Origin of the sequence: Sulfitobacter delicatus (assembly GCF_900102535.1) — a bacterium.
GTDB classification, from domain to species: Bacteria; Pseudomonadota; Alphaproteobacteria; order Rhodobacterales; family Rhodobacteraceae; genus Sulfitobacter; species Sulfitobacter delicatus.
Genome location: NZ_FNBP01000003.1, coordinates 1 through 26990 on the forward strand (window position 1 = coordinate 1; position 26990 = coordinate 26990).

General features: G+C 61.2%; 28 protein-coding genes and 2 rRNA genes. 20 read left to right on the forward strand and 10 right to left on the reverse strand.

Annotated features, from left to right (window positions below; genetic code table 11):
- The 6 genes from BLS57_RS06375 to BLS57_RS06400 form a co-directional block, all read left to right on the forward strand.
- A 23S ribosomal RNA gene (locus BLS57_RS06375) occupies nt 1-421 on the forward strand; the annotation flags it as partial.
- Between the two features lie 179 nt (nt 422-600).
- Nucleotides 601-715 (forward strand): 5S ribosomal RNA (gene rrf / locus BLS57_RS06380).
- Nucleotides 716-925: 210 nt separating this feature from the next.
- On the forward strand, nt 926-1747 hold the full coding sequence (locus BLS57_RS06385) for an SDR family oxidoreductase (RefSeq protein ID WP_093740394.1): 822 nt from the start codon (nt 926-928) through the stop codon (nt 1745-1747).
- 30 nt (nt 1748-1777) lie between these two features.
- Entirely contained in the window at nt 1778-2770 is a 993-nt protein-coding gene (locus BLS57_RS06390) for an NAD(P)H-dependent flavin oxidoreductase (protein WP_093740396.1), read from the forward strand.
- Nucleotides 2767-3801 (forward strand): phosphotransferase family protein, encoded by a 1035-nt coding sequence (locus BLS57_RS06395; protein ID WP_093740398.1) that lies wholly within the window; start codon nt 2767-2769, stop codon nt 3799-3801. The genes BLS57_RS06390 and BLS57_RS06395 overlap by 4 nt, the downstream gene beginning before the upstream one ends.
- Nucleotides 3802-3883: 82 nt before the next feature.
- Nucleotides 3884-4759 (forward strand): acyl-CoA thioesterase, encoded by an 876-nt coding sequence (locus BLS57_RS06400; protein WP_093740400.1) that lies wholly within the window; start codon nt 3884-3886, stop codon nt 4757-4759.
- Nucleotides 4760-4907: 148 nt separating this feature from the next.
- On the opposite strand, the gene BLS57_RS06405 is transcribed toward BLS57_RS06400, so the two are convergent.
- A complete protein-coding gene (locus BLS57_RS06405) occupies nt 4908-5687 on the reverse strand; it encodes an SDR family oxidoreductase (RefSeq protein WP_093740402.1) in 780 nt (259 codons plus the stop codon).
- Between the two features lies 1 nt (nt 5688).
- Nucleotides 5689-6963 carry an acyl-CoA dehydrogenase family protein gene (locus tag BLS57_RS06410; RefSeq protein ID WP_425274333.1) on the reverse strand — a complete coding sequence of 425 codons (1275 nt, stop codon included), beginning with the start codon at nt 6961-6963 and terminating at the stop codon, nt 5689-5691.
- A 140-nt stretch (nt 6964-7103) separates the two neighbouring features.
- On the opposite strand from BLS57_RS06410, the gene BLS57_RS06415 reads away from it, so the two are divergent.
- Entirely contained in the window at nt 7104-7517 is a 414-nt protein-coding gene (locus tag BLS57_RS06415) for a CoA-binding protein (RefSeq protein ID WP_093740404.1), read from the forward strand.
- Here BLS57_RS06415 and BLS57_RS06420 read toward each other — a convergent pair whose 3' ends face one another.
- The 3 genes from BLS57_RS06420 to hisA are packed head-to-tail and all read right to left on the reverse strand — an operon-like array spanning nt 7518 to nt 9307.
- Entirely contained in the window at nt 7518-7826 is a 309-nt protein-coding gene (locus BLS57_RS06420; protein ID WP_093740406.1) for a phosphoribosyl-ATP diphosphatase, read from the reverse strand.
- On the reverse strand, nt 7823-8584 hold the full coding sequence (hisF, locus tag BLS57_RS06425) for an imidazole glycerol phosphate synthase subunit HisF (protein ID WP_093740408.1): 762 nt from the start codon (nt 8582-8584) through the stop codon (nt 7823-7825). The genes BLS57_RS06420 and hisF overlap by 4 nt, the downstream gene beginning before the upstream one ends.
- 3 nt (nt 8585-8587) lie before the next feature.
- A complete protein-coding gene (gene hisA / locus BLS57_RS06430) occupies nt 8588-9307 on the reverse strand; it encodes a 1-(5-phosphoribosyl)-5-[(5-phosphoribosylamino)methylideneamino]imidazole-4-carboxamide isomerase (RefSeq protein WP_093740410.1) in 720 nt (239 codons plus the stop codon).
- Nucleotides 9308-9436: 129 nt separating this feature from the next.
- On the opposite strand from hisA, the gene BLS57_RS06435 reads away from it, so the two are divergent.
- On the forward strand, nt 9437-9811 hold the full coding sequence (locus BLS57_RS06435; RefSeq protein ID WP_093740412.1) for a DUF2147 domain-containing protein: 375 nt from the start codon (nt 9437-9439) through the stop codon (nt 9809-9811).
- Between the two features lie 197 nt (nt 9812-10008).
- On the opposite strand, the gene hisH is transcribed toward BLS57_RS06435, so the two are convergent.
- Both hisH and hisB read right to left on the reverse strand, forming a co-directional pair.
- On the reverse strand, nt 10009-10647 hold the full coding sequence (hisH, locus tag BLS57_RS06440; protein ID WP_093740414.1) for an imidazole glycerol phosphate synthase subunit HisH: 639 nt from the start codon (nt 10645-10647) through the stop codon (nt 10009-10011).
- Nucleotides 10648-10651: 4 nt separating this feature from the next.
- Entirely contained in the window at nt 10652-11239 is a 588-nt protein-coding gene (gene hisB, locus BLS57_RS06445; protein WP_093740416.1) for an imidazoleglycerol-phosphate dehydratase HisB, read from the reverse strand.
- A 161-nt stretch (nt 11240-11400) separates the two neighbouring features.
- Between hisB and BLS57_RS06450 the strand changes: the two genes are divergently transcribed.
- Both BLS57_RS06450 and BLS57_RS06455 read left to right on the forward strand, forming a co-directional pair.
- Nucleotides 11401-11640, forward strand: coding sequence for an Lrp/AsnC family transcriptional regulator (locus BLS57_RS06450; protein WP_007120503.1), 240 nt, complete (start codon nt 11401-11403; stop codon nt 11638-11640).
- A 1-nt stretch (nt 11641) separates the two neighbouring features.
- On the forward strand, nt 11642-11989 hold the full coding sequence (locus tag BLS57_RS06455; protein ID WP_244153616.1) for a hypothetical protein: 348 nt from the start codon (nt 11642-11644) through the stop codon (nt 11987-11989).
- Between the two features lie 34 nt (nt 11990-12023).
- On the opposite strand, the gene BLS57_RS06460 is transcribed toward BLS57_RS06455, so the two are convergent.
- Nucleotides 12024-13001: a response regulator gene (locus tag BLS57_RS06460; protein WP_093740418.1), complete on the reverse strand. Its 978-nt coding sequence runs from the start codon at nt 12999-13001 to the stop codon at nt 12024-12026.
- 417 nt (nt 13002-13418) lie between these two features.
- On the opposite strand from BLS57_RS06460, the gene comD reads away from it, so the two are divergent.
- The 3 genes from comD (at nt 13419) to BLS57_RS06475 (ending at nt 15644) form a co-directional block, all read left to right on the forward strand.
- On the forward strand, nt 13419-13916 hold the full coding sequence (comD, locus tag BLS57_RS06465; protein WP_093740420.1) for a sulfopyruvate decarboxylase subunit alpha: 498 nt from the start codon (nt 13419-13421) through the stop codon (nt 13914-13916).
- Nucleotides 13916-14470, forward strand: coding sequence for a sulfopyruvate decarboxylase subunit beta (gene comE / locus BLS57_RS06470; protein WP_093740422.1), 555 nt, complete (start codon nt 13916-13918; stop codon nt 14468-14470). Before comD ends, comE begins: the two co-directional genes overlap by 1 nt.
- A 76-nt stretch (nt 14471-14546) precedes the next feature.
- Nucleotides 14547-15644: a cupin domain-containing protein gene (locus BLS57_RS06475; protein WP_093740424.1), complete on the forward strand. Its 1098-nt coding sequence runs from the start codon at nt 14547-14549 to the stop codon at nt 15642-15644.
- Here the strand turns inward: BLS57_RS06475 and BLS57_RS06480 are convergent.
- On the reverse strand, nt 15636-19037 hold the full coding sequence (locus BLS57_RS06480) for an indolepyruvate ferredoxin oxidoreductase family protein (RefSeq protein ID WP_093740426.1): 3402 nt from the start codon (nt 19035-19037) through the stop codon (nt 15636-15638). The two genes, BLS57_RS06475 and BLS57_RS06480, sit on opposite strands and share 9 nt — an antisense overlap.
- Nucleotides 19038-19161: 124 nt before the next feature.
- Here BLS57_RS06480 and BLS57_RS06485 point away from each other — a divergent pair, with 124 nt between their 5' ends.
- The 7 genes from BLS57_RS06485 (at nt 19162) to BLS57_RS06515 (ending at nt 25456) form a co-directional block, all read left to right on the forward strand.
- Complete coding sequence (locus BLS57_RS06485; protein ID WP_093740428.1) at nt 19162-19623, forward strand: Lrp/AsnC family transcriptional regulator; 462 nt, start codon at nt 19162-19164, stop codon at nt 19621-19623.
- 99 nt (nt 19624-19722) lie between these two features.
- Nucleotides 19723-20691 (forward strand): Bug family tripartite tricarboxylate transporter substrate binding protein, encoded by a 969-nt coding sequence (locus BLS57_RS06490; RefSeq protein ID WP_093741176.1) that lies wholly within the window; start codon nt 19723-19725, stop codon nt 20689-20691.
- The gene (locus tag BLS57_RS06495; RefSeq protein WP_093740430.1) at nt 20691-21128 is read left to right on the forward strand and encodes a tripartite tricarboxylate transporter TctB family protein; all 438 of its coding nucleotides are present in this window, start codon (nt 20691-20693) and stop codon (nt 21126-21128) included. The genes BLS57_RS06490 and BLS57_RS06495 overlap by 1 nt, the downstream gene beginning before the upstream one ends.
- 3 nt (nt 21129-21131) lie before the next feature.
- On the forward strand, nt 21132-22637 hold the full coding sequence (locus BLS57_RS06500; protein WP_093740432.1) for a tripartite tricarboxylate transporter permease: 1506 nt from the start codon (nt 21132-21134) through the stop codon (nt 22635-22637).
- 3 nt (nt 22638-22640) lie between these two features.
- Complete coding sequence (locus BLS57_RS06505) at nt 22641-23996, forward strand: acyclic terpene utilization AtuA family protein (protein ID WP_093740434.1); 1356 nt, start codon at nt 22641-22643, stop codon at nt 23994-23996.
- Nucleotides 23993-24292: a DUF4387 family protein gene (locus BLS57_RS06510; RefSeq protein ID WP_093740436.1), complete on the forward strand. Its 300-nt coding sequence runs from the start codon at nt 23993-23995 to the stop codon at nt 24290-24292. The genes BLS57_RS06505 and BLS57_RS06510 overlap by 4 nt, the downstream gene beginning before the upstream one ends.
- Nucleotides 24293-24343: 51 nt before the next feature.
- Nucleotides 24344-25456 carry an S-(hydroxymethyl)glutathione dehydrogenase/class III alcohol dehydrogenase gene (locus BLS57_RS06515; protein ID WP_093741178.1) on the forward strand — a complete coding sequence of 371 codons (1113 nt, stop codon included), beginning with the start codon at nt 24344-24346 and terminating at the stop codon, nt 25454-25456.
- Nucleotides 25457-25522: 66 nt separating this feature from the next.
- Here the strand turns inward: BLS57_RS06515 and BLS57_RS06520 are convergent, their stop codons facing one another.
- Complete coding sequence (locus BLS57_RS06520) at nt 25523-26980, reverse strand: cobyric acid synthase (protein ID WP_093740438.1); 1458 nt, start codon at nt 26978-26980, stop codon at nt 25523-25525.
- Between the last annotated feature and the right edge of the window lie 10 nt (nt 26981-26990).

A 26990-nucleotide genomic window follows, 5' to 3' on the forward strand; every position in this document is an offset into this window, starting at 1 on the left:
CCAAGAGTCCATATCGACGGCAGTGTTTGGCACCTCGATGTCGGCTCATCTCATCCTGGGGCTGGAGCAGGTCCCAAGGGTACGGCTGTTCGCCGTTTAAAGAGGTACGTGAGCTGGGTTTAGAACGTCGTGAGACAGTTCGGTCCCTATCTTCCGTGGGTGTAGGATACTTGAGAGGAGTTGCCCCTAGTACGAGAGGACCGGGGTGAACGATCCACTGGTGGACCAGTTGTTATGCCAATAGCAGTGCTGGGTAGCTATGATCGGACAGGATAACCGCTGAAGGCATCTAAGCGGGAAGCCCCCCTCAAAACAAGGTATCCCTGAGAGCCGAGATAGACCACCTCGTCGATAGGCCAGAGATGTAAGCGTAGTAACACGTTCAGTTGACTGGTACTAATTGCTCGATAGGCTTGATTTGATCCAGTAGAAGCAAGACTTCGACTTATCTATCAAAAGCATACACATACAATCAGTTGTACATGACTTGGAAATAACAACGCTTTGCGCTTCAGTGGTGACGGAGCGGGAACGGGCATCCTTCGGATACCCTGCCTCCCGCCGTCACTCTGCAGAGCGCTTTATCAGGAATTTATTTGGTTTGGTGATCATAGCGCGAGCAAAACACCTGGTCCCATCCCGAACCCAGCCGTTAAGTGCCGTAGCGCCGATGGTACTGCGTCTTAAGACGTGGGAGAGTAGGTCATCGCCAAACCTAATAAGTTCCTGATGTAAAGTATCTCTCGATACGATGACCAATAACAAAACCGCCGCAGCAAATAAGCTGCGGCGGTTTTGCTTTGTGAAACATCTACTTCCTACGCACCGAATGACGTCCGGTCACAGCCGGTGCCCCGAGCCGGTCGCTTGACCTCGCTTATCTGCCTGTCACACTGCGCAAAAGACGCGGGCTGGGAGGCACATCATGGACATCGAAACGCTATTTGGGCTGGAGGGCAAAACCGCCCTGATCACCGGCGGGGCGACAGGAATTGGCCGTATGGCGGCGGAAGCCTTGGTGCGGGCCGGGGCGCGGGTGTTGATTGCCAGCCGCACGGGCGAGGCCTGTGTCGCGGTGGCCGAGGAATTGAACGCGCTCGGGGCCAAAGGCAGCGTCGAGGGTTTTGCTGGGGACGTGGGCAGCGAAGCTGGGGTGGATGCGCTGGTGGCCGAGGTAGAGGCGCGCAGCGATCAGTTGCATATCCTGATGAACAACGCAGGCGTCACATGGGGCGCCCCGCTTGGCGATTTCCCCTTCAAGGCTTGGGACAAGGTCATGGGCGTCAATGTCGCCGGCCTGTTCGATCTGACGCAAAAGCTGCTGCCGCTCCTGCGGGCCGGTGCCACAGCTGATGATCCCGCGCGTGTGGTGAATGTCGGCTCGGTGATGGGCGAGCGTGAGATGGGCGATGGGGCCTATAGCTATGCGGCGTCGAAGGCGGCGGTCATTCATCTAAGCAAGATCCTTGCGAAAGAGCTGGCCGGTGACGCGATCACCGTGAATGCGCTGGCGCCCGGGCCTTTCGTGTCGCGCATGACGGCTTTCGCCACGCAAGATGAGACCACGCGTGCCGCTGTCGGGCAGGATGTGCCGCTCGGACGCGTGGGGCGGGATGAGGATATCGCGGGCTCTATGCTGTTCCTTTGCGGGAAGGGCGGGTCTTATGTCACCGGCGCCGTGATCCCAGTGAGTGGCGGCATCAACGTTATGTCCGGGCCGAATATCTTTGAAAGGGCATTGCCATGACATCCTACACCAAACCTCGCGAGGCCGCCCATGCGTGACGACAGCCATCTGCCCGCCGCATTGCAGGGCCTGCGCTTGCCGCTCGTCGCCTCGCCGATGTTCATCCTCTCGGGGCCGGAATTGGTCATCGCGCAGTGCAAGGCGGGGATCGTCGGCTCTTTCCCGGCGCTGAACGCGCGCGAGGCCGAGGGTGAACCACCGTTGCTTGAGGCCTGGCTGACCCAGATCACCGAGGCGTTGGACAAGCACAATCAGGAGAACCCAGACCGCCCCGCCGCGCCCTTTGCTGTGAACCAGATCGTACACCGCTCGAACAGTCGGTTGGAGCGGGATCTTGAAATTTGCGTGAAGCATAAGGTGCCGATCTGGATCACCTCGCTCGGGGCGCGGGTCGAGGTCAATGAGGCGGCGCATTCCTGTGGCGGTATCGTCTTGCACGACATCATCAACAACCGCTTTGCGCGCAAAGCGATTGAAAAGGGCGCCGACGGGTTGATCGCGGTGGCCGCAGGGGCAGGGGGGCATGCCGGGCCGCAGTCGCCCTTCGCGTTGGTGCGCGAAATCCGTGAGTGGTTCGACGGGCCGCTCTTGCTATCCGGCGCGCTGGCCACGGGCGAGGGGCTTTTGGCAGCGCGGGCAATGGGGGCAGATCTGGGCTATATGGGCTCGGCCTTTATCGCCACGCGTGAGGCCAATGCGGTGGCAAATTACAAGGACATGATCGTGAGCGGGGGGGCGGATGACATCGTGACGTCGTCGCTCTTTACCGGGGTGTCGGGCAATTACCTGCGGCCGTCGATTGAGGCCGCGGGGCTTGATCCTGACGACCTGCCTTCGGCGGATGCGTCGGCGATGAATTTTGGGTCCGGATCGTCTAAGCCCAAGGCGTGGAAAGAGATTTGGGGCGCAGGGCAGGGCATTGGTGCTGTGAAACAGATCACGGGGGCCGCGGAGCTGGTCGACCGGATCGAGGCTGAATACCGCGCTGCGGGCAGGTGGTTGGCGGCGGAGTTCAGGACATGAGCGCAGATACACAGACTCTCGACACGGATGCGGTTGGCGCTTGGTTGGAGGAGAACCTGCCAGGCTTCGCCGGGCCGCTGGAGGTGACGAAGTTTCAGGCAGGTCAGTCCAATCCGACCTTTCTGCTGAAGACGCCCGGCCACAACTACGTGCTCAGGCGCAAACCGCCCGGCGTGCTGCTGAAATCCGCCCATGCGGTGGATCGCGAATTTCGCGTGCAAAAGGCGTTGGCGGGCAGCGAGGTGCCCGTCGCCAAGATGCATCTGCTTTGTGAAGACGAAAGCGTCATTGGCTCAATGTTCTATGTCATGGACCATGTGCCGGGGCGCAACTTCAATGATCCAACCTTACCGGAACTGGAACCTGAAGAGCGCGGCGCGGTAGTTGACGAGATGAACCGCGTTCTCGCTGCACTTCATGACGTGGATATTGATGCCGTTGGCCTCGCGGACTACGGCCCGCCGGGGAATTACTTCGAGCGGCAGGTGGGACGATGGTCGAAACAGTACCGCGCGTCTGAGACGGAGCCGCAGCCTGATATGGACCGGCTGATGCAGCGGTTGGCCGACAATGTCCCAGCCGAGGACGGCCAGCGCACGCTCGTGCATGGCGACTACCGCATCGACAATATGATCTTTGACGCCACCGGGACGCAGTGTCGTGCCGTGCTGGATTGGGAGCTATCGACCATAGGCCACCCTTTCGCTGATCTTGCTGCGGTGATCATGCAGTGGCAGATGCCTGTGGGGGCCGAGGGTCGGGGCCTCGCCGGGGTTGACCGTGGGGCGCACGGTTTGCCGACGGATGCGGAATTCATTGCCGCCTATTGCGCCCGGCGCGGGCTCAGCAGAATCGACAATTTCGGCTACTACCTCGCCTTCTGCTTTTTCCGTATGGCGGCGATTATCCAAGGGGTGCTCAAGCGGGCATTGGATGGCAATGCCTCCAACCCAGAGTATGGCCTGAAATTAGGGCAGTATGTCCCGATTTTTGCGCGTCATGGGTTAGAGGCGCTTGATCGCGACGCATGAGGGCGGGCACCGGCGTTTGCCGCTTGAGCTTTGCCGCGAAAACCTGTTGCTAGGGCCGGAACACGGCCCGAAAGGAAGACCCATGACTGACGCCGCCCGCCAATTGCTTGATCTGTTGGACATCGAACAGCTCGAGGTCGACCTCTTTCGTGGCACCGGTGCGGGGGGCGAGACCACCATGCGCATCTTTGGCGGCCATGTCATCGCGCAGGCGCTGATGGCGGCCTACCGCACGGTGCCGGACCGGGCGTGCCACTCGCTGCACGCCTATTTCATTCGGCCCGGAGACCCGAAAATCCCGGTGATCTATCAGGTCGACCGCGCCCGCGATGGCGGCAGTTTCACCACGCGGCGGGTGGTGGCGATCCAGCACGGCAAGCAGATCCTGAACCTCTCGGCCTCGTTTCAGGTCGAAGAAGAGGGCTTTGACTGGCAGCACGAGATGCCGCAGGTCTCTGGCCCCGACAACTGGCCCGACCGGCCCGAGTTGCGCGCAGCCTTTGCCGAGAAGCTGCCCGAGAAATACCGCAGTGATTTTCTGCGCGAGCGGCCTATTGAAATCCGCGAGGTCGAACCGCGCGATTTCATGACGCCGGAAAAAGAGGGGGACCGCAACTATCTGTGGTTTCGCATGGGCGCCGCGGCGGGCCAGAACCCAGTGATGCAGCATGCGCTTCTGGCCTATGCCTCTGATATGAACCTGCTCGGCTCGTCGCTGCGGCCGCATGGGCTGACATGGTTTCAGGGCAAGGTGATGACCGCGAGCCTTGACCATGCGATGTGGTTTCACGCGCCGATCCGTTTTGATGAATGGCATTTGTACGCTCTGGACGCGCCTTTCACCGGGGGCGCCCGGGGGTTTAACCGTGGGATGATTTACAACCAAAGCGGCGAACTAGTTGCCAGCGTGGCGCAGGAAGGCCTGTTGCGTCCGATCAAACCCAAAGGGGAAAGCTAAGGGCAGCGCCCTCCCTGGGGGGCGATCCGATACTAAGCTTTGATTAAGGCCGTCGCCAAGACCGCTGGCCCAGTGACATAGGCAGGCGGTGCAAAATCGCCCTCCGGGGGGAGGGAGGGCGATGCCCGGTGTGCCACCGGGCGTGTGCTTACTGGCTGTCGTTCGACGTCCCAAACCGCCGGTTCAGCTTGCGCATGCCGCCGATCCAGCGGTCGTAGTCCTGCGCCTTGCCCTGCATATAGTCGCGCACCTGCGGATGCGGCAGGACCAGAAACACCTCATCCCGGATCGCCTGCACACAGGCCTCGGCCACCGGCTCTGGCTCCAGCATCCCATCAATTGCGGCGACATGGTCCTCCAGCCCCCGCATCATCTCTGTTCGCACCGCTTGAGGGCAAAGCACCGAAACCTTGATCCCATCATCGCCATAAGTCATCGCCAGCCATTCCGCGAGGCCCACGGCCGCGTGTTTCGTCACGCCATAAGGCGCGGCGCCGACCTGATTGAGCAGTCCTGCCGCCGAGGCGGTATTGAGCAAATACCCACCCCCCCGCGCTTTCATCAGCGACACCAGATGGCGCGCCGCGCGGACATGGCTCATCACGTTGATCTCCCAGATGCGCTGCCAGTCCGCATCCGGCACCTCGACCCCGCCTTCGACGGAAATCCCGGCGTTGGAGCAGAACAGATCGATCGGCCCGATGTCACGCTCCACATCCGCGATCAGCCCTGCGATCTCAGCCTCGCTTGCCACATCCACCCGGAATGCCGTGCCGCCAACCTCAGCCGCCGTCGCCTCGGCCCCCGCGCCATCGATGTCCACACAGACCAGATGCGCCGGGGCCTCTTGGGCAAAGCGCAACGCCATGGCGCGGCCAATGCCGCTGGCGGCCCCGGTGATGACGATGACGCGGCCTTTGAGTTCCATGTCAGCTGTCGCCCTTGGATCCACGGGTGTTGGACGCCTGAAACGCCTTCACCTCTGCCCGGGCAATCACCTGATGGTGCACCTCGTCTGGCCCATCTGCAAAGCGCAGCGCGCGCTGCCATGTGTACATGCCCGACAGCGGGCTCCACTGGCTCATCCCCGTCGCCCCATGCACCTGCATCGAGGCATCAATGATCTCGCAAGCCTTTTCTGGCACCAGCGCCTTGATCATGCTGACCCAGATCCGCGCCTCCTTGTTGCCCAGCACATCCATCGCCCTAGCGGCCTTCAGTACCATCAGGCGCATCGCTTCAATATCGATCCGCGCCCGGCTGATGGTTTCCATGTTCTTGCCCAGATCGATGATCTTCTTGCCAAAGGCCTCGCGCCCCAAGCCCCGTTCAATCATCAAATCCAAAGCCTTTTCCGCCGAGCCGATGGAACGCATACAGTGGTGAATGCGCCCCGGTCCCAGCCGTACCTGACTGATCTCAAAGCCACGCCCTTCGCCCCAGAGCACGTTTTCACGCGGCACCCGCACATCTGTGAAGCGGATATGCATATGCCCATGCGGCGCGTCGTCATGGCCAAAGACATGCATGGGGCCGAGAATCTCTACCCCCGGCGTGTCCATCGGGACAAGGATCTGGCTCTGCTGGCGGAAAGTCTCAGCCTCGGGCGAGGTTTTCACCATCACAATCATGATCTTACAGCGCGGATCGCCTGCGCCAGAGATATAGAATTTCTCGCCGTTAATCACCCAATCATCCCCGTCCAGCACCGCGCTGGTCGAAATATTGCGCGCATCCGACGAGGCCACATCCGGCTCCGTCATCGCAAAGGCCGAGCGGATTTCACCCGCCAGCAGCGGCTTCAGCCAACGCTCCTTTTGCTCTGGCGTGCCGACGCGTTCCAACACTTCCATATTGCCCGTATCCGGCGCCGAGCAATTCAGCGTCTCGGGGGCCAGCGGGCTCTTGCCCAGTTCGGCGGCGATATAGGCGTAATCGAGGTTCGCAAGGCCCTCGCCGGTCTCGGCATTGGGCAGAAAGAAATTCCACAACCCCGCCTCGCGCGCCTTTTGCTTGGCCCCGTCGAGCAGTTCCAACTGACCCGGCGCATAAGACCAGCGATCAGTGCGGCCTTCGCCCAAACGGTAGAACTCTTCGGTGATCGGATCGACATTCTCGCGGATATGTTTGGTGACGGCGGCCAAAAGCGGCTTGGCCTTCTCCGACATCTCGAGGTTGTTCATGTCCAAAGTCTGATCGCTCATCCTGCTCTCCCGCGCTGATTTGCCCCGAGCCTAGGCAATCGCCGCAGACTTGCCAATCGCGGGCAGGGGGGTGCTGCGCTGTTAACGCAGCGTCACCTTTCGGGCGTTGAAACGGCGAGCAGAGGGCTTAGGTTCAGCCCATGACAGATACATTGATCAAAGACGTTCTAACCCGCACCCGCCGCATCGCGGTGGTCGGTGTCTCCCCCAACCCCGCGCGGCCCAGCCACTATGTCGCCGAATACCTGGCGCAAAAGGGCTATGAGGTCGTGCCGGTGAACCCTGTGCATGCAGGCAAGGAGGTGTTTGGCCATACCATTGTCGCGACATTGGCCGAGATCGACCCGCCGGTGCAGATGGTCGACATCTTCCGCCGATCCGAGGATGTGCCCGCGGTGGTCGACGAGGCACTTGCCGCTTTTCCCAATTTAGAAACCATCTGGATGCAGATGGGCATCACCAATGCCGAAGCCGCCGCCAAGGCCAAAGCGCGCGGCGTGGATGTGATCCAAGACCGCTGCCCCAAGGTCGAAATCCCTCGGCTTATGAGCTGATTATTTGCGTGCGGCCTTTTCGGCGATGCCGGATTTGGCCTGCCGCCGCGCCAGTTCCTCTAGCACATCGCTCAGCGGCACATCGCGTGCTGCGAGCATGACCAAAAGGTGATAGAGCACATCGGCGGCCTCGGCGGTCAACCCGGCGCGGTCATCCTTAACCGCTTCGATGATCGCCTCGACAGCCTCTTCACCAAATTTCTCGGCGCATTTTTCCGGACCCTTGGCCAAGAGCTGCGCGGTCCAACTGCTGCTCGGATCGGCGTCTTTGCGGGCCAGAATGGTGGCGTAGAGATCATCAAGCGTCATGTCAGCCTCATCGGAATGCCAGCCGCGGCCATATGCTGCTTGGCCTCATGCACGGTATATTCGCCAAAGTGAAAGATCGAGGCCGCGAGCACTGCCGAAGCACCGCCTTCGATCACCCCGTCAACCAAATGATCCAGATTGCCGACCCCGCCCGAGGCGATCACCGGGACCGAGACTGCGTCCGAGATCGCGCGGGTCAGGGGCAGGTTGAACCCCTGTTTGGTGCCGTCGCGGTCCATAGAGGTGAGCAGGATTTCCCCCGCGCCCTTCTCGGCCACGGTGCGGGCAAATTCGACCGCATCGATCCCGGTGGGCTTGCGCCCGCCATGGGTGAAGATTTCCCATTTGCCGGGGCTCACGGTCTTGGCGTCAATGGCGCAGACGATGCATTGGCTGCCAAAGTGATCCGCCGCCTCGGCGATCACATCCGGGTTGGCCACGGCGGCAGAGTTAAAGCTCACCTTGTCCGCCCCCGCCAGTAGCAGCGCCCGCACATCTGCGACGGTCCGCACGCCGCCGCCCACGGTGAGCGGGATGTAGCAATGCTCAGCAGTGCGGGTGACCAAATCAAACATGGTGCCGCGGTTTTCATGGGTGGCGTGAATGTCGAGGAAACAAAGCTCATCGGCACCAGCGGCATCATAAGCAATTGCGGCATCCACCGGATCGCCGGCATCGCGCAGGCCAACAAAGTTCACGCCCTTGACGACGCGCCCATCGGCCACGTCCAGACAGGGGATGATGCGGGTCTTCAGCATGGCTCAGCCCTTCAGCATCTGCATCGCGGCGGCCAGATCAATGGCGCCGTCATAAAGCGCCCGCCCCGAGATCGCGCCCTCGATTACCCCGGTGTCGCGCAGCGCGGAGAGGTCTTCCAGCGAGGACACCCCGCCCGAGGCAATCACCGGGATCGACACGGCGCGCGCCAGATCAGCGGTGGCCTCAATGTTCGGTCCGCCCATAGCGCCGTCGCGCATGATGTCGGTATAGATGATCGCCGCCACGCCCGCGTCTTCAAAAGATTTGGCCAAATCGGTCGCCATGACGTCAGTCTCAGTCGCCCAACCCTTGGTTGCCACCCGCCCGTTGCGCGCGTCGATGCCTACAGCCACTTGGCCCGGAAAGGCTTTGGCGGCTTCGCGCACCAGATCAGGGTCTTCCACTGCGACAGTGCCCAAGATCACCCGCGCCAACCCCTTGTCGAGCCAGCTTTCAATCGTCGCCATATCGCGGATGCCGCCGCCCAGCTGCGCAGGCACCTTACAGGCTTTAAGGATTGCCTCTACCGGCGCGGCATTGACCGGGGACCCTGCAAAAGCGCCGTTCAGATCAACCAAATGCAGCCACTCACAGCCTGCCTCGACAAAGCTCAGCGCTTGGGCCGCCGGGTCGTCGTTAAACACCGTGGCGCGGTCCATATCACCATGCACGAGGCGCACGGCCTGACCGTCTTTAAGATCGATAGCGGGATAAAGGATCATGGCCGGGCCCTTGTTTTGTAAGTTGGTTTCCTTTTGCACGTCGCCACGGATTTTGCAACGCGACCCTAGGTCAGTCTTGCCCGAAAGAAAGTGATGGATAACAGTGAGGTCAGATCGGGAGGAGAGATCATGAAACAGTTTATTGCAGCGGCCCTTCTGGGCCTCGGCCTAACCGGCGCGGCCCATGCGGCAGACCCGGCAGTCGGTACTTGGCAAACGCAAGTCGATGACGGCGCCTATGCGCATGTGAAGATGGCCCCCTGCGGCGGCGCGATCTGCGGCACCATCGCGCGGACTTTTAACGACAGCGGCGAGTATAAGTCACCGAACATCGGCAAAACGCTCGTGATCGATATGAAACCGCAGGGCGGAGGCAAATACGCAGGCAAAGTCTGGCGCCCGTCAAACGGTAAGATTTATATCGGTAAGATGGATGTAGCGGGTAATTCGCTGAAGCTCTCGGGCTGCGTTGCTGGCGGACTGATCTGTTCCAAACAGACCTAGGCTCGCGTTAAATAAGAGCGCCTGGCGGAGATTGCAAAAGGCGCGGGGGGAGACCTCCGCGCCTTTCTTATATGCTGTGCCTAGAGCATCCGTTGCGCAGCGGTATTTGTAAAAGGATGAAGTCGAAAAGGACGCGCTCCTTCCCCCCTTCATCCTTTCTTAAATACCGTCCGGCGCTTCAACGGGCGCGCGGCTGGCTAGGGTTTCCAGTTCAGAAAATTTGAGATCAAGCGCAGGCCGGTGGTCTGGCTTTTCTCGGGATGGAATTGCATCCCCAACATCGTGTCACGCCCGATAATCGCAGTCACCTCACCGCCGTAGTCTACATAGGCCAAGCGCTCGGCTGGATCGGCCACAGCCATGTGATAGCTGTGTACGAAATAAGTGTGATCTCCGGTGTGCAAACCGTCAAAGACCGGGTGGTCATGGTCAATTACCAGATCGTTCCAGCCCATATGAGGCACTTTGAGCTTCGGGTCTGAGGGGGTGATCTCGGTCACTTCGCCTTTGATCCAACCCAACCCGGCGGTGTCTTTGTATTCCCGGCCCACGCTGGCCATAAGCTGCATGCCCACGCAGATGCCCAGAAAGGGACGGCCCTTTTCCTCGACCGCTTCGACCATGGCATCGTATAGGCCACCCGCGCCTTTAAGCGCGGCCATACAGGCCGGGAAGGCGCCATCACCGGGCAGCACAAGACGGTCGGCGCGGGCCACGACGTCGGCGTCAGCGGTGACGATGACGTCGCCGGCTCCAGTTTCGCGGGCCATGCGTTCGAACGCTTTATGGGCCGAGTGCAGATTGCCGGATTCGTAGTCGATAATCGCGGTCAGCATCAGGTCACAACGCGCCTTTGGTCGAAGGAATGGCGTCGGCCTTGCGTGGATCGGTCTCGACCGCTTCACGCAGCGCGCGGGCAACGGACTTGAAAGCCGCTTCGGCAATGTGGTGGCTGTTGAACCCGTGCAGTGCGTCGACGTGCAGGGTGATGCCGCCGTGGGTGCTGAGCGCTTGGAAAAACTCGCGCACCAGTTCGGTGTCAAACTTGCCAATACTGCTGGTTGGGAAGTCCACGTTCCAGATCAGGAAAGGCCGCGCCGACAGGTCGAGCGCGCAGCGGACCTGCGCATCGTCCATCGCCAGCAGGCAAGAGCCATAGCGACGGATGCCGCGTTTGTCGCCGAGCGCTTGGGTCAAGGCTTGGCCCAGCGTGATGCCCACATCTTCGACCGTGTGGTGGTCATCGATGTGCAAATCACCTTTAGCGCGCACCTTGATGTCGATCAGCGAGTGGCGCGACAGTTGATCGAGCATGTGGTCGAAGAAGCCGACGCCGGTTTCATTGTCATAGCTGCCGGTGCCGTCGAGATTGATCTCAACCGTGATGTCGGTCTCGGCGGTGGTGCGGGTCAGGGTGCTGCGGCGCATGGGGCGTCTCCGAAGGCAATTGCTGCGCCCTTATAGCAGGGCAGGCCGCCGCGCCAAGCCCAAGCGAGGGGCTGCCGGAAGACCGTGGCGTGCATACATCGGGGATTGCGGGCGCAGGGCCCATATGTCAGCTTGGCCCAAACCCCAAAAAGAGGCGCGACATGACCACCTGCGTATTCATCCAGATCCGCTGCCGTCCCGGCACGACTTACCGTGTGGCCGAAGAGATTGCCCTGCGCGAAATTCATTCCGAGCTCTATTCCACCTCTGGCGAATATGACCTGTTAATGAAGCTTTATATCCCCAAGGGGGAAGATGTCGGCGTTTATATCAACGACAATCTGCTGGATATCGAAGGCATTGAACGTTCGCTGACCACCATGACCTTTAAGGTCTTTTGAGGTGCGCCGCGCTGTGGGCAAGTTCATTTTGGCGGCAGCGCTGACGTTACCGGTTTCAGCTTGGGGGGAACCCCGGACCTATGAAGGTTCGGAGGCCGCAGCCCTGCGTTGCGCCAATACGCTGGCTTTGACGGCGGTGGCGCTTTCGGCGGCGGAACTGATCGGTGAGGCGGAAAAGCAGGTGATGCTGGGCGTGACCGTACGTATCCTCGACCGGCATGTCTCGGGCACATGGCCGCAGAAACGTGCGGCGATGGAAGTCATGCGAGACCGCCGTTCTGTGCCGGACACGTTAGAGGATTACCGCAAGAACGCGGTGCGCTGTCTGGCGCAGTTTCCCATCAACTGAAGCGGTCGGGCGCGGCCTATGCCGCGCCGCGGGCTCAATGTGCGGCGGAAACCGAGGGTTTCTGAAGTGGCGCTGTGTCAGGCTTGGACTTCTGCCGCGTCGTCACACGGCGGATTGCACGGTCAAAGGTCTTGCGTACCCGTTGCGTGCGGCTGGCATTGGGCTGGATCGGCCCGCCAACTGAGAGCGTTACCCGCAATGGGTCACCTTGGTCATCCCGAAGGTCCAGTTCATCCAACTCATGCTGGATCATACCTTCGATCTCGGGCCAGCCGGGCAGGCTGTCTCCTGTCACGATGCATAGAATTGTGCCGCAGCCGTTGTGAGTCATCAGCAGTTGCGGGCAGTCGATCACCTTGGCAATGCTTGTGGCCGCCCCGGCAATCGCACGGGCAAACTCGCTGCTGGTGCAATTGGCATATAGGTCTTCAACTCCTTCAACCCGTGCCGCAAAGACCTGACAGATATCGAGGTGTTGGCGGGACAACTGGCTGAGGTAGTTGCCGAGCGAGAAGGGCAGTACCAGTTGGTCGACGCCATAGATATGAACCGGGTCTTCCAGCGCAAAACCATGCACCCCGGCAATGCCGCTTGTTGGAAGATGGCTAAGGTCAAGCCGCGGTGCCTTTTCGGTATTCTCGAGCATCCGCTCGGCGATATGCACCCGGGTTGCGATGTCCTTCACGTCGAAGGGTTTGGTGACATAGTCATTCGCACCCGCGGCAAAGGCGCGCTCAATGGCCGCCGCGTCAGAGCGCAGGGTCACCATGAGGATGGGCGTGTCGCGATAATCTTTCAGCGCGCGTACTTCGCGGCAGAGGGTGATCCCGTCCATCTCGGGCATTTCGATGTCCAGCAGCAGGCAATCAAAATGCTCTTCGGTTTCGGCCAAAAGGGTCAGGGCGGTGGCGCCGGAGTCCGCGATGGTGAGATGCGGGTAGTCAGCCTCGCGGAAGACGACGGGCAGCAGCTCGCGGATAAAAGGATCGTCATCGACAGCAAGGATTTTCATATGCGGCACCTCTTTCGTGGGGCAGACGGGCAGTCCGGGGCGTGTTTACTTGGTGTTAACATTTACGCGGATAAACCCGGCGAAATTGTGACGTTCGTGCAGCTTTCAAATGCGCTGTTTTCAATTTTCTTACCTTGGTTCCCAACGGTCCTAAAAAAATCCGCTGCAAAGATTTAGGGGCATTTGCCCGTGATATGCTTTGTTAAAGCGCAACAGTTTCATCACCGTCTGCCAAGGATGACGTGAGGTCAATGGGGGGAGGGGACTTCAATTTAGGCGGGAAAGTGCTCTTCCCGTGTCAGCTTTGTACTAACGGCGTTTATGCTTCGCCTCGGAAGGGCCTCTTGCCAAAGAACCTTCGGGTGGCGAAGCTGCCTCTAGTGCGCTGAACCCTGCGTGCATGAGGGAGGACGAGATTTGAGCATTTCGAAACAGATCGTCGCGGATTTCATTGCGAATGACGTGCGCTTTGTCACCACTGTTCCCTGCAAGCAGTTGGGGGGCGTGATCGACGAAGTTGAGGCGCGGCCCGAGATTCACCATGTGCCCGCGAATAAGGAAGACGAGGGCATGGGGCTCTGCGCCGGGGCCTATATGGGTGGCAAACGGTCGGCGATTATCATGCAGAACACGGCGCTGGGCGTGACGATCAATACGCTTGTCACGCTCACGCAGTTCTACCGCATGCCGCTGCCGATGCTGATCTCTTACCGCGGGGAGTTGAAAGAGCCAGTGGCCTGTCAGGTAGAGATGGCGGTGCACACGAAGGCCCTACTGAACCAGCTGAACATCCCGACCTATCACTTCCACCGGCAGGAGGACGGGGCAGAGTTGGATGCGATCCTGAAGTACACATTCATGTGTAACAAGCCGGTTGCGATCCTGACCGATGCGACATTTTGGGGAGGCTACTGATGATCCGTTCCGAGGTTCTGCGCGAAATCGCACCCGTGCTGCGCGAGGCGCTGGTGGTTTGCAACATTGGCCTGCCCAGCCAGGAATTGCACATGATCGACGACCAGCCGAGCAATTTTTATATGCTGGGCACGATGGGTTTGGCGTCTTCGATTGGCTTGGGACTGGCCTTGTCGCAACCCAAGCCGGTCGTGGCGATTGACGGGGATGGCTCGGTACTGACCAATTTCGGCACGTTGCCAACAATCGCCAACAATGTGGCCGATAATTTCGTGCTGCTGATCATCGACAACGGCAGCTATGGCTCAACCGGCGATCAGCCGACCTATGCGGGCAAGAAGACCTCGCTGGCCAAGGTCGCGAGCGCTTGTGGCTGCGAGAATGTGGTGGAGGTTCAGGGGGCAGAGGCCGCCGAAGCGCTGCGAACTGCCTTGGACTCGGGCAAGATGACCGTCTTGGTGGTGAAATGCGAAAGCGGCAATATCAAGGTGCCGGTAATCACCATGGACCCAGTGGTGATCCGAGACCGCTTTATGAAGGCCGTGCGCAGCTAAGCGCCTCTTTGTGCGGTTGACGGCGCGGCACCCTCCCGCTCAAGTAACGCGCGACATGCGTTTGAGGGAGTGGAAGATGCAATTGCCGGAAGATGTCTTGGCCGAGATCCTGTTGCCAACGCAGGAGTTGCGGGCGGATTTGCCGTTTTACACCAAGACTTTAGGTATGCGCCTAGAGACCATCTTTCCCGCTGACGACCCATCGGTTGCCAGCTTTTCCGGCCATGGCATTCGGCTGCGGATTGAGCGCGGTGCCGATGTGGCGCCGGGGCATCTGCGGATACTGACCGATGATCCGGATAGTTTTGCGAATGGCCAGCGACATTTGACTGCGCCCAATGGGACAAAGATTGAAATCGTACCGCGCAGCCCGCAGGTGGATCAACCTGTCACACAGCATGAGTTCGCCGTGCGGCGTCTGGCGGATGAAGCGCCTTGGGTGATCGGTCGCGCAGGCATGCACTACCGCGATCTGATCCCTTCGCGTCTGGGCGGGTCGATCATCGCCAGCCACATCCGCATTCCCGACGGTGGCCCGGTGCCGGATATGGTGCATTATCACACCGTGGGGTTTCAGCTGATCTATTGCTACCGGGGCTGGGTGGACGTGCTCTATGAGGATCAGGGCGATGTGATCCGCCTGCAGGCGGGCGACTGCGTGACCCAGCCGCCGGGCATCCGGCACCGCGTGGTGGAGGCTTCGCCCGCCATCGAAGTGATCGAGATCGGTGTACCAGCGGAACATGTCACCACCATTGACCATGAGATGACCCTGCCCAATGGCCGCGGCGACCCGGCCCGTGAATGGGAGGGGCAGAAATTTGTGCATCATGTGAAAAAGGAGGCCGCGTGGCAGCCATTTCGTATTCCGGGCTTTGTCGCGCGCGATACCGGGATCACGGCGGGCACCAAGGGCGTGGCGGGCATTCAGGTGGTACGCTTTGATGGTGGCACGCCGCCGCCCTCGAAACATGACGCTGACATCCATTTTAGCTTTGTCATGGAAGGCAGCATGGTGCTGAGCGCCGAGGGGCAGGCGGACCGTAAACTGCAAGCAGGTGATGCCTTTGTCATCCCACCCGGCATGGTGGCGCAGTATCGTGACTGCTCGCCCGACCTCGAGTTGCTCGAAGCCGGGCTGCGCGGCGATTTCGCGACGACGCTCTTAGCCTAAACGCGCCGCGACCTCGGCCTGCACCTTCTCGGCGGCGGCCTCTTTCACCGGGCCGTAGCCGCGGATTTCCATCGGGGCGCTGAGCACCGCGAGGGCGTCGTCATGGGGCAGGGCAGTGGCCTCCTGCATGACCTCCTCGTACCAGTCGATCAGTGCCACTTCGAGCTTGCGATCTGCACCGTAGCTGAACGGGTCGGCCCATGTGCCGCGCAGGGGTTTCATCACCGCTAGCAGGTCAAAGGCGCGCCCCATCCAAGGGCCGAACTTGCGCTTGTTGGGACGGCCGCGGCCATCCGTGCCGGTGGGCCATGCGGGCGGGGCGAGGTGGTAGTGGACCTTGTAATCGCCCTCAAAGGTATCCGCGATGCGTTCCTCAAAGCCGCTTTGACGGTGTAGGCGCGCGACCTCGTATTCGTCCTTATAAGCCATCAATTTGAACAGCGATTTCGCCGCAGCGCGCATGAGATCATCCGAGCCCTCGGGCAGCTTGCTTGCCAACGCGTCGAGTTTGGCCTTGTAGCGCTGGGCGTAGGCGGCGTTTTGGTAGTCGGTCAGGAAGTCCATCCGCCGTGCAATCAGCGCCTCGACAGTGTCGTCTGGCGCTGGGGCCGGGGCGAAGTGGGCCTCAATCGCTTGTGGATTGCCCGCCATGACCCGGCCAAAGCCGAAGGCGGCGCGGTTTTTGTCGGGCACGACGCCGTTCAGTTCAATCGCCTGTTCAAGGGCGGTGAGCGAGACCGGCACCAGACCTTTTTGCCATGCAAAGCCCAGCATCATGACATTGGCAAAGACCGCATCGCCCATCAGTTTTTCGGCCATGGCATTGGCGTCGAAGGCCGAGAGGTTCTCAGCCCCCACCGCCTGTGCGATCACCGCTTCGCGGTCGTCGATGCGCAGGTCGGCGTCGCGGTTCAGCACCAGATCACCGGTGGGCATTTCGGCACGGTTCAGCACCATGCGGGTGCCGCGGCGGTAGTGGGCCGAGGCCTTTGGCGCGGAGCTTACGACCATGTCGCAGCCGATCACCGCGTCAGCGCCTGCTTGGTCGATGCGCACTTGGTGCACGTCTTCGGGGCGTTGGGCGAGGCGGACATAGCCGAGCACGGTGCCGAACTTCTGGGCAAAACCGGTGAAGTCGAGCACACTTGAGCCCAACCCTTCGAGATGCGCCGCCATGGTGATCAGCGCGCCCACGGTGACCACGCCGGTGCCGCCGACGCCGGTGACCAGTAGGTTGAAGGGTTGGTCAAGCTTGGGCAACTCGGGCATCGGCAGTTGCGCCGAAAGCCCCGCCACATCCAGCCCCGCGCCCGAGCGTTTGCGGCGGGTGCCGCCTTCGACGGTGACGAAGGAGGGGCAGAAACCGTTGAGGCAGGAGTAGTCTTTGTTGCAGGTCGATTGGTTAATCTGCCGCTTGGTGCCGAACTCGGTTTTCTTGGGCTCGACGCTCAAGCAGTTGGATTCCAAGGAACAATCACCACAGCCCTCGCAGACCAGATCGTTGATCATCACGAATTTCTTCGGGTCGTCCATCAGCCCGCGTTTGCGTTTGCGGCGTTTTTCGGTGGCGCAGGTTTGCTCGTAGATCAGGACGGTGACGCCGGGAATCTCGCGCAGTTCGCGCTGTACGCGGTCGAGGTCGCGGCGGTGGTCGAAGGAGGTTTCAGCCGGGAAATCAGACTTCTGCAACAACTCGGGCCGGTCCGAGACCAGCGCGATCCGCTCGACGCCCTCAGCACGGCAGGCTTGTGCGATGGCAGCAACGGAAACGGGGCCGTCCACCGGCTGCCCGCCGGTCATGGCGACCGCGTCGTTGTAGAGGATTTTATAGGTGATATTGGCCATGGCCGCGACGGCTTGGCGAATGGCGAGCGAGCCGGAGTGGTACCATGTGCCTTCGCCCAAGTTCTGGAAGACGTGTTTGCCGCCGTTGAACAGCGAGGTGGCGATCCAGGGCACACCTTCGCCGCCCATCTGGGCAAAGCCCGCCGTCTCGCGGTCCATCCATGACGCCATGACGTGACAGCCGATGCCGGAATTCGCCTTGGAGCCTTCGGGCAGTTTGGTCGAGGAATTGTGCGGGCAGCCGGAGCAGAAATAGGGGGTGCGGGTGGCGCCTTCGACGTTCAGCAGCATGGGGGGCTGGTCGGTCAGCGCGCGGGCCTTTTCGACGAGGTTTTCGTGGGGAAAGAAAGCATTCAGACGCGCGGCGATGATCGGCACCAGTTTCAGCGGCGACAGCTCGCCCGTCCAAGGCACCAGTTCTTCGAGGTTCTCGTCGTGTTTGCCGACCATGCGCGCAGGCTTGGAGCCGGGCCAGTCGTAAAACGCCTCTTTGAACTGGCTCTCGATGATGCCGCGTTTCTCTTCGATCACAAGCACTTCGCGCTTGCCCTTCACAAAATCCAGCGCGTCGTCCAGCGCCAAGGGCCAGACCATGCCGATCTTGTAAATGTCTATGCCCAAACGGCGGCAGGCGGCCTCGTCCAGCCCCAAAAGCCGCAGCGCCTCCATGGTGTCGAGATGGCCCTTGCCGGTGGTGACGATGCCGAAGGACGCGTCAGGCGTGTCATAGATATGCCGGTCAATCGGGTTGGCGCGCATGAAGGCCTGCACGGCGTCGAGCTTGTGGTGCAGCCGTGTCTCAATCTCGGGCGAAGGCAGGTCGCCCAAGCGCACATGCAGCCCGCCCGCCGGGGCGGTGTAGTCGGGCTGGTTAAACATGCGGTCCGGGGTCAGATCGACCGAAGCGCCGCTTTCCACGGTTTCCGAAATCGCCTTGAAGCCGACCCAAGTGCCCGAGTACCGCGACAGCGCGATGCCGTATTCGCCGAAGGCTTGGTATTCCGCGACCGAAGCCGGGTTCAGCGTCGGCATGAACCACGACATGAACCCCACGTCGGATTGGTGCGGCATGGACGAGGACACACAGCCGTGGTCGTCGCCCGCCACCACTAATACGCCGCCCTTGGGCGCGGAGCCATAGGCGTTGCCGTGTTTCAGCGCGTCGCCGGAACGGTCCACGCCCGGTCCCTTGCCGTACCACATGGAGAAAACGCCCTCGACTTCGCAATGTGGGTCAAGATGCGCCTGCTGCGCGCCTAATACGGCAGTGGCGCCGAGGTCTTCGTTGACGGCGGGTAGGAACTTGACCCCGGCCCCGGCCACACGATCCTTGATGCGCCAATATTCGAGGTCCAGCCCGCCCAACGGCGAGCCACGGTAGCCCGAGACAAAACCGGCGGTGTTCAGCCCGGCATCGCGGTCGCGGCGGGCTTGGTCGAGCATGATCCGCACCAAGGCCTGCGTGCCGGTTAGAAAGACGCGGCCCTCGGTCCGGTCATAGCGGTCGTCGAGCCTATAGGTGGTGAAATCGCGCGGTTGTTCTGTCATGGGGTTCTCCTCAGCCGAAATTATAGCGCATCGGGCGCGAATTATTGCACCCCTTTTGCTGGCGGTTTGAGGGAATGGTGAATATATTTGCCGGAGATTTCGACACTGGCGAAAGAATTTACCGATGAGCGAACTGGATGCGACCGACCTTCATCTGGTCACATTGCTGCAACAGGATTCGCGCCTGCCCAACGCGCAACTGGCCGAAAAGCTGAATATTTCCGCCTCTGCCTGCTGGCGGCGGGTGAAGGCTTTGGAGCAATCGGGCGTGATCAAACGTTACGCTGCGATCGTCGACCCCAAGGCGATGGGGCTGGGGTTCGAGGCCATGGTGCATGTGCATCTGACCCGACATGACGCCTCCGCGCTGGCCAGTTTCATCAGCGCAATCCAGACCCGCAAAGAGGTGACGGAGTGTTTTGCTACCACAGGACAGGCCGATTACCACCTGCGCATCCTGTGCCGCGATATTGAGGCCTATAACGCCTTTCTGGAAAGCTTCCTCTTCCTGCATCCGGCGGTAAATTCGGCGACAACCAACGTGATCCTGCGGCAGATCAAATCAAACGCGCCAATCACGGGCTAGGCCGCGGGCCCGCGCTTAATAACTCTATAGTTGCAACGTGATCCAACGCGGGGCATGGTTTTGTTCTGTTTTGAACAAAAACAAGTCTGGGAGGACACTATGAAATTTCGCCTTATCAAGGCACTGGTTGCCGGTGCCGTACTGACAGCGGGGGCTGGGGGAGCGGCCACTGCAGCCGAATGTATCGCGCCAGCAAACCCCGGCGGCGGCTGGGATTTCACCTGCCGCCAGATTGGCAAAATCATGCATGATATCGGCGTGGTGGATAAGCCCGTGCAGGTAACCAACATGGCCGGCGCGGGCGGCGGGCTTGCGTTCAACCACGTGGTGACCGAGCAGAATGAGAACGAAGACCTGATCGTTGCGGCGTCTTCGGCCACAACCACCCGTCTGGCGCAGAATGCCTATGCCGGGATGACCGCCGATCAGGTGCGTTTCGTGGGCGCTATTGGGGCCGATCCGGGGGTGATCGTCGTCGGCAAAGACAGCGAGATCGACGATCTGGATAAAATGGTCGAAATGATCAAAGCCGACCCGTCGTCGGTGGCCTTTGCGGGCGGCTCAGCCGTGGGCGGCTTTGACCATATGAAGCCCCTGATGATCCTGAAAGAAGCCGGGTTCACCGACATTAAGAAGATCAAATACATCGGCGTCGACGGTGGCGCGGATGCAATCACCCAGACCGTGGGTGGCTTTACCCAAGCCATGACAGGTGACATGTCCGAGGTGGTGGGGTTCCTCAAATCCGGCGATGTGCGGGTGATCGCGGTGCTGACCGACGAGCGCGTGCCGGGCTTTGACGACATCCCGACAGCCAAAGAGCAGGGCTATGACGTAGTCGCGGTGAACTGGCGTGGCCTTTATGTGCCCAAGGGCATCTCGGACGAGGCCTTTAACAACTGGGCCGATAAGCTCCAGCAGGTTGCCGACAGCGAAGAGTGGAAGACCGCGATGGAGGCCAATGGCCTTGCCCCTTTCACCAAAGTGGGCGGCGATTTCCAGTCTTACGTTGACGGTCTGATCGAAGACATCAACGGCATGTCCAAGGAACTGGGGGTCATTCAGTAATGGCCTCTGACCGGATTTTCGGTCTGGTCATGTTGTTTCTCGCGCTGGCCTATATGGCCAGCGCAACTCAGATACAGACCAGTTTCCTTGCCGATCCCGTAGGCCCGCGCGCCTTTCCGCTGCTAGTGGGCGGTGTGGCGGCGCTTTCAAGCCTTGTGATCATGTTGCGCCCTGACCCAGACCCGGATTGGCCTGTCGCGCGCACGTTTTTGTCGCTCGGCCTCGCTGTCGTGGTGCTGGTGGCATACGCCTATGCTCTCAAACCGCTGGGGTTTGTCATTCCCACCGCGATTGCCGCCGGTATTCTGAGCTACCAGATTTCGCCGCGCCCTCTGGCTGCTGCGCTTGCCGGTATCGGTCTTTCGCTGGGGCTTTTCGTTCTGTTCAAATTCGCATTGGGGCTGAGCCTGATTGGCCTGCCCAAGGGGTGGTTCTGAGCTATGGATATTCTGAGCAACCTCGCGATGGGGTTCGGCATCGCACTTTCGCCTTTCACCCTCATGCTCGCCGTGGCGGGCTGTTTTCTGGGCACGATCATCGGCGCTCTGCCGGGGCTGGGGCCGTCCAATGGCGTGGCAATTCTCATCCCGCTGACCTTTACCATGGGGCTGGATGCCACCAGTGCCTTGGTGCTGATGACGGCGGTCTATTATGGCGCGATGTATGGCGGGCGGATTTCGTCGATCCTGCTTAACATCCCCGGTGACGAGCCGGCGCTGATGACCACGCTTGATGGCTACCCCATGGCCAAAGAGGGCCGCGCAGGCGATGCGCTGGTGCTTTCGGGTGTGGCCTCTTTCGTGGGGGCTTTTCTGGCCACCATCGGACTTATGCTCTTGGCGCCGATGCTGGCGCGGGTGGCATTCTATTTCGGTCCGGCAGAGTATTTCGCGCTCTATCTGCTGGCCTTTTGCACGCTGGGCGGCATGGCCTCGAACAATCAGGCCAAGGCGGCACTGGCGTCTTGTATTGGTCTCGCGATTGCGATGATCGGGGTCGACAACAACTCCGGCATGCCGCGTCTGACCTATGGCAATATGCACCTGATGGATGGGGTCGATTTCCTTGTCGCCATCGTCGGGCTCTTTGCCATTGCCGAGGTGTTTTTCTTTATCGAAAGCCACGGCAAGGGCTCGTCCATCGGGGTGAAGCTCGACAAGGTCGGCATCCCTTGGAAGGATATCATGGCGACCAAATGGACCATGCTGCGCGCCTCGGGCGTGGGCTTTGTCGCTGGGATCCTGCCCGGTGCGGGGGCGTCGTTGGGCTCGTTTCTTGCCTATATGTCTGAGAAGTCACTGGCAGGGGATAAGGGCGGCTTTGGCACCGGTGTGCCAAAGGGTGTCGCAGCACCGGAAGCTGGCAACAACGCCGCTGCGGGCGGTGCGCTGGTGCCGATGCTGACGTTGGGGGTGCCCGGCTCTGGCACCACGGCGGTGCTGCTGGCACTGCTGATGACGCTGAACATCACGCCGGGGCCGACGCTCTTCACCGACCGGCCAGAGGTCGTCTGGGGGCTGATCGCCTCGCTGCTGATTGCCAATATCGTGCTCTTGCTGATGAACGTGCCGATGGTGAAGATTTTTGTCAAAATCCTCATGGTGCCTGCATGGGTGCTGCTGCCGGGGGTGACGATGATTTCTTTCGTGGGCATCTATTCCCTGTCGGGCAGCTATTTCGATCTGCTGCTGATGGTGGGCTTTGGCGTGCTGGGCTATGTGCTGCGCAAGCTGGATGTGCCGACGGTGCCGGTGATCCTTGGCATCCTCTTGGGCGGCAATATGGAGAACGCCCTGCGCCGTGCCATGGTGCTGTCGGACGGGGATGCGCTGTTTTTGTGGTCCTCGCCGATCGCCATTGGTCTATGGATATTCGCCATCGCGGGCTTTGTCGCGCCGATGTTCATGCGCGGGTTGCTGAGAAAACCGCAGAGGATTACGGATTGAGCCATGGTGAAAGTCTTGATCCCCTCCGGCGCGCTTGGGTTGAACTACGATGCGCAGGCCCTGCAACGCGGCATAGATGCGCGGCCCGATATTATTGCAATTGACGGCGGCTCGACCGACAGCGGGCCGTCTTATCTGGGGCGCGGCGTGTCGAAATATGCCCGCGCGTCGATCAAGCTGGAATGGGCCGGGTTGATGGCTGCCGCGGCTGAGGCGGGCTGCCCGCTGGTGATCGGCACCGCAGGCACCTGCGGCGCGGACAGTGCGGTGGATTGGATGCTCGACATCACCCGCGAGATTGCCGCCGAGCAGGGCACGCATCCGCGCATCGCTGTGATGCGCTCGGGCCAAGACCCGGCGCAGATCGCGCAGGCCTGGCAAGAGGACCGCATCACCCCGCTGTCCGGCGCGCCTGAGATCGACGCCGCGGGCATCCGCGCCTGCACCAATATCGTGGCGCTCGCGGGGGCCGAGCAGGTTGCGGCGGCGCTGGACACCGGGGCCGATATCATCCTCTGCGGGCGCACCACCGACACGGCGATCATCGCGGCCTTGCCGCTGCAGCACGGCGTGGACGCAGGCGCCGCTTGGCACGCGGCCAAGATCGGCGAATGCGGCGCGCTTTGTGCCAGCAATCCGCAGTCGGGCGTGTTGATGGTGGAATTCGACGAGGCAGGCGGCTTTGTCATCCACCCGCTGGCCGAGGGGGCCCACGCCACGCCCCATACTGTCTCGGCGCATATGCTCTACGAAAACTCCGACCCCTTCATCCTCTATGAGCCAGGCGGGCATCTGGATGTGACGGAGGCCCGCTACCGCGCCTTGGACGCGACCCGCGTGCATGTGTCAGGCGCGCGTTGGGTGCCGTCGGACCGCTATACCGTCAAGCTCGAAGGGGCGCGGGTGGCGGGCTATCAGACTGTGCTGATGGTGCTCTTGCGCGATGCGCGTTATGTGGCCAACGCGCAGGCTTGGGCCGATGACATCACGGCGAAATGTCTGGAAAAAGCGGGCCAGAGGCTTGATGCGCCGCCGGACAGCTATTCGATCGAGTTGCGCTTGATCGGACAGAACGCGAGTTTCGGCGATCTGGAGGCGCGCGAGGCGGCGCCGGTGGAAGTGGGGGTCATGGCCATCGTGACCGCGCAGACCGCCGCATTGGCCGATGAACTGGGCAAGATGCTCAACCCCTATCTGCTGCACCACCCGCTGACCCGCGAGGAGGAACAGCCGACCTTTGCCTTTCCCTTTTCCCCCGCCGAAATGCCGCGCGGAGCGGTCTATGAGTTCGCGCTGCATCATGTGATGACGCTCGACGATCCGATGCAGGCTTTCGCGCTGGAGGTGGTGGAGACATGAGCTCACTTGGTGAAATGGTGCAAAAGGTCCGCTCGAAAAACGCCGGGCCGTTCTGGCTGACCATCGACATTTTCTGCGGCACGGATGCGGCGTTTGAGGATGTCAGGCAACGGCTCGACACCGGCAAAGTTGCGGCGCGGCTGGGGGCCAATAGCCAGGATTTAAAGCGGTTCGATATCGCGTCGCTCAACGTCATCAAGATCAGCCTGCCGCGTCCCACTGTGCAAGGCGCGGTGGATGACCGCGACATGCATGGGGCGTCTTGGGCGGCCTTGATTTCAGAAATGGACATTTGAGCCGCGCGCGCTCCATATAGGCCAAACCAAGCCTTAAAGGAGAGACCCATGATGAAAACCCGTGCCGCCGTGGCCGTTGAAGCCGGCAAACCGCTTGAAATCATGGAGGTGAACCTCGAAGGGCCGAAACGCGGCGAGGTGTTGGTCGAGATCAAGGCGACGGGCCTGTGCCACACCGACGAATTCACCCGTTCGGGCGATGATCCCGAAGGCATCTTCCCTGCGATCCTTGGCCATGAAGGCGCGGGCGTGGTGCTGGAAGTGGGCGAGGGCGTCACGACGCTGGAGCCGGGCGATCATGTGATCCCGCTCTACACGCCCGAGTGCCGAGAGTGTGAGTATTGTCTGAGCGGCAAAACCAACCTCTGCCAGAAAATTCGCGTGACCCAAGGCCAGGGCCTGCTGCCCGACGGCACGACGCGGTTCTCCATGCTCGATGGCACGCCGATCCATCACTACATGGGCTGTTCGACCTTCGCCAATCACACCGTGGTGCCGGAGATCGCGCTGGCCAAGGTGCGCAAGGATGCGCCGTTTGATAAGATTTGCTACATCGGCTGTGGTGTCACCACGGGCATTGGCGCGGTTATTAACACAGCTAAGGTCGAACTTGGCGCGCGCTGTGTGGTCTTTGGCCTGGGCGGTATCGGTCTGAACGTCATTCAAGGTCTGCGCCTTGCAGGGGCGGACCAGATCGTTGGTGTCGATCTGAACGACGATAAGGCCGAAGCGGGCAAGTATTTCGGCATGACCGATTTCGTGAACCCGTCCAAGGTCGACGGCGATCTGGTGGCGCATCTCGTCGAGTTGACCAAGGGCGGCGCTGACTATTCCTTTGACGCCACCGGCAATACCAAGGTGATGCGTGACGCGCTGGAATGCGCCCATAAGGGCTGGGGCGAAAGCATCATCATCGGTGTGGCGCCTGCGGGGGCCGAGATTTCGACGCGGCCGTTCCAACTGGTCACCGGTCGGGTCTGGCGCGGCACGGCCTTTGGCGGGGCCAAGGGGCGGACGGATGTGCCCAAGATCGTCGATTGGTACATGAGTGGTAAAATCGAGATCGATCCGATGATCACGCATAAGCTGACGCTGGACCAGATCAACGAAGGCTTTGATTTGATGCACAAGGGTGAATCGATCCGGGCGGTTGTCGAGTTTTGAATGTGACGCTGGGGGGCTGTCTGCCCCCCAGACCCCCCGAAAGTATTTTTGGCCAAAAAGAGTGGGTCAGAGGGGCGCGGCAAGGTTTAGGAACAGATTGACGTCCAAATAGGCCTCGACATGGTCCGCTAGGGCATCGAGTGTTTCTTCTACGCCGCTTTCGAAATCCAATGATGATGTGACGCCGAACTGTGCAAGATAGGCGCGGCGGAAGGCGTCTGAACTGAAAATCCCATGCATGTAGCAGCCCTGCACCCGACCCGAGGGAGAGGCCGCGCCTTCGGCTTTGCCGTCGAAGCTGAGCCAGGCGCGGGCGCAGTCGGGGCCTGTGGTCTCGCCGATGTGTATTTCGTAGCCGGTGAGGGGGGTGCCGCTGGCGGGGTGTTGGCCGTGTTTCTGTGAGAGGCGTTTCAGTGGAGCCATTGTTGTCTCGACCGCGAGGTGACCAAGACCTGAGACATGCGCGGGCGGGCCTTCTAGGCCCGCAGCATCTGTGATCGTTTGGCCCAGCATCTGGTAGCCGCCGCAGAGGCCAAGAACATGACCTCCGCGTCGGATGTGGGCGGCAAGGTCGATGTCCCAGCCCTCGGCGCGGAAAGCCGCCAGATCGGCGATGGTGGATTTCGAGCCGACCAGCAGCACCAGATCAGCCTCGGCGGGCAGGGGGCTGCCGGGGGAAATCATGCGCAGGTCGACGCCGGGCTCGGCGGCGAGCGGGTCGAGATCATCGAAATTGGCGATACGCGGCAGGCGCGGCACGGCGATGACGCAGCCGGTGCCGCCAGAGCGGGCGCGGGCGGGCAGGTCCATCACGTCTTCGGCAGGCAGGCGGTGGGCTGCGTCGAACCATGGGATCACGCCAAGGCAGGGCCAGCCGGTGCGGGCGGCGATGTCGTCTCTCCCTGCGTCAAACAGGCTGCGGTCGCCGCGGAATTTATTGACGACGAAGCCGCGGATGAGGGCGTTGTCCTCGGGGTCCAGGACCGCCTGTGTGCCAACGATTTGCGCGATCACACCGCCGCGGTCGATGTCGCCCATCAGGATGACTGGCACGCCGGCGGCGCGGGCAAAGCCCATGTTCGCAATGTCACCCGCCCGCAGGTTGGTTTCCGCCGGAGAGCCTGCGCCTTCGATCACGATCAGGTCGCAGCCTTCGGCCAATCGATGAAACGACTGCAGCACGGCGGGCATAAGGCTGGCTTTCTTGCGGCCAAAGTCATGCGCCTCTTGTTGGCCGACAACCTGCCCCTGCACGACAACCTGCGCGCCGGTGTTGCTCTGCGGCTTCAGCAGCACGGGGTTCATGTCAGTATGGGGCGGCACGCCAGCGGCGCGGGCTTGCAGCGCCTGCGCCCGGCCAATTTCACCACCGTCTTCGGTCACCGCGGCGTTGTTCGACATGTTCTGCGGCTTGAAGGGGCGCACGCTGAGGCCCCGGCGGGCGCAGGCGCGGATCAGACCGGCAACGATCATCGACTTGCCGACATTGCTGCCGGTGCCTTGGATCATAATGGCTTTGTTCATGCGCGGTCCG

Bases quoted from the DNA above. Each gene is read 5' to 3' on its own strand.
- BLS57_RS06420 (WP_093740406.1), bottom strand. From the start codon at position 7,826: ATGACGCTTGATGATCTCTACGCCACCATTCTGGCCCGCAAAGACGCC.
- BLS57_RS06450 (WP_007120503.1), top strand. From the start codon at position 11,401: ATGACCACCTGCGTATTCATCCAGATCCGCTGCCGTCCCGGCACGACT.
- BLS57_RS06395 (WP_093740398.1), top strand. From the start codon at position 2,767: ATGAGCGCAGATACACAGACTCTCGACACGGATGCGGTTGGCGCTTGG.
- BLS57_RS06390 (WP_093740396.1), top strand. From the start codon at position 1,778: ATGCGTGACGACAGCCATCTGCCCGCCGCATTGCAGGGCCTGCGCTTG.
- BLS57_RS06500 (WP_093740432.1), top strand. From the start codon at position 21,132: ATGGATATTCTGAGCAACCTCGCGATGGGGTTCGGCATCGCACTTTCG.
- BLS57_RS06385 (WP_093740394.1), top strand. From the start codon at position 926: ATGGACATCGAAACGCTATTTGGGCTGGAGGGCAAAACCGCCCTGATC.
- BLS57_RS06460 (WP_093740418.1), bottom strand. From the start codon at position 13,001: ATGAAAATCCTTGCTGTCGATGACGATCCTTTTATCCGCGAGCTGCTG.
- BLS57_RS06495 (WP_093740430.1), top strand. From the start codon at position 20,691: ATGGCCTCTGACCGGATTTTCGGTCTGGTCATGTTGTTTCTCGCGCTG.
- BLS57_RS06405 (WP_093740402.1), bottom strand. From the start codon at position 5,687: ATGGAACTCAAAGGCCGCGTCATCGTCATCACCGGGGCCGCCAGCGGC.
- hisH (WP_093740414.1), bottom strand. From the start codon at position 10,647: ATGCTGACCGCGATTATCGACTACGAATCCGGCAATCTGCACTCGGCC.
- BLS57_RS06480 (WP_093740426.1), bottom strand. From the start codon at position 19,037: ATGACAGAACAACCGCGCGATTTCACCACCTATAGGCTCGACGACCGC.
- BLS57_RS06415 (WP_093740404.1), top strand. From the start codon at position 7,104: ATGACAGATACATTGATCAAAGACGTTCTAACCCGCACCCGCCGCATC.
- BLS57_RS06410 (WP_425274333.1), bottom strand. From the start codon at position 6,963: ATGAGCGATCAGACTTTGGACATGAACAACCTCGAGATGTCGGAGAAG.
- hisA (WP_093740410.1), bottom strand. From the start codon at position 9,307: ATGATCCTTTATCCCGCTATCGATCTTAAAGACGGTCAGGCCGTGCGC.
- hisF (WP_093740408.1), bottom strand. From the start codon at position 8,584: ATGCTGAAGACCCGCATCATCCCCTGTCTGGACGTGGCCGATGGGCGC.
- BLS57_RS06435 (WP_093740412.1), top strand. From the start codon at position 9,437: ATGAAACAGTTTATTGCAGCGGCCCTTCTGGGCCTCGGCCTAACCGGC.
- BLS57_RS06485 (WP_093740428.1), top strand. From the start codon at position 19,162: ATGAGCGAACTGGATGCGACCGACCTTCATCTGGTCACATTGCTGCAA.
- comE (WP_093740422.1), top strand. From the start codon at position 13,916: ATGATCCGTTCCGAGGTTCTGCGCGAAATCGCACCCGTGCTGCGCGAG.
- BLS57_RS06490 (WP_093741176.1), top strand. From the start codon at position 19,723: ATGAAATTTCGCCTTATCAAGGCACTGGTTGCCGGTGCCGTACTGACA.
- BLS57_RS06505 (WP_093740434.1), top strand. From the start codon at position 22,641: ATGGTGAAAGTCTTGATCCCCTCCGGCGCGCTTGGGTTGAACTACGAT.
- BLS57_RS06520 (WP_093740438.1), bottom strand. From the start codon at position 26,980: ATGAACAAAGCCATTATGATCCAAGGCACCGGCAGCAATGTCGGCAAG.
- BLS57_RS06475 (WP_093740424.1), top strand. From the start codon at position 14,547: ATGCAATTGCCGGAAGATGTCTTGGCCGAGATCCTGTTGCCAACGCAG.
- BLS57_RS06400 (WP_093740400.1), top strand. From the start codon at position 3,884: ATGACTGACGCCGCCCGCCAATTGCTTGATCTGTTGGACATCGAACAG.
- BLS57_RS06515 (WP_093741178.1), top strand. From the start codon at position 24,344: ATGAAAACCCGTGCCGCCGTGGCCGTTGAAGCCGGCAAACCGCTTGAA.
- BLS57_RS06510 (WP_093740436.1), top strand. From the start codon at position 23,993: ATGAGCTCACTTGGTGAAATGGTGCAAAAGGTCCGCTCGAAAAACGCC.
- hisB (WP_093740416.1), bottom strand. From the start codon at position 11,239: ATGCGCCGCAGCACCCTGACCCGCACCACCGCCGAGACCGACATCACG.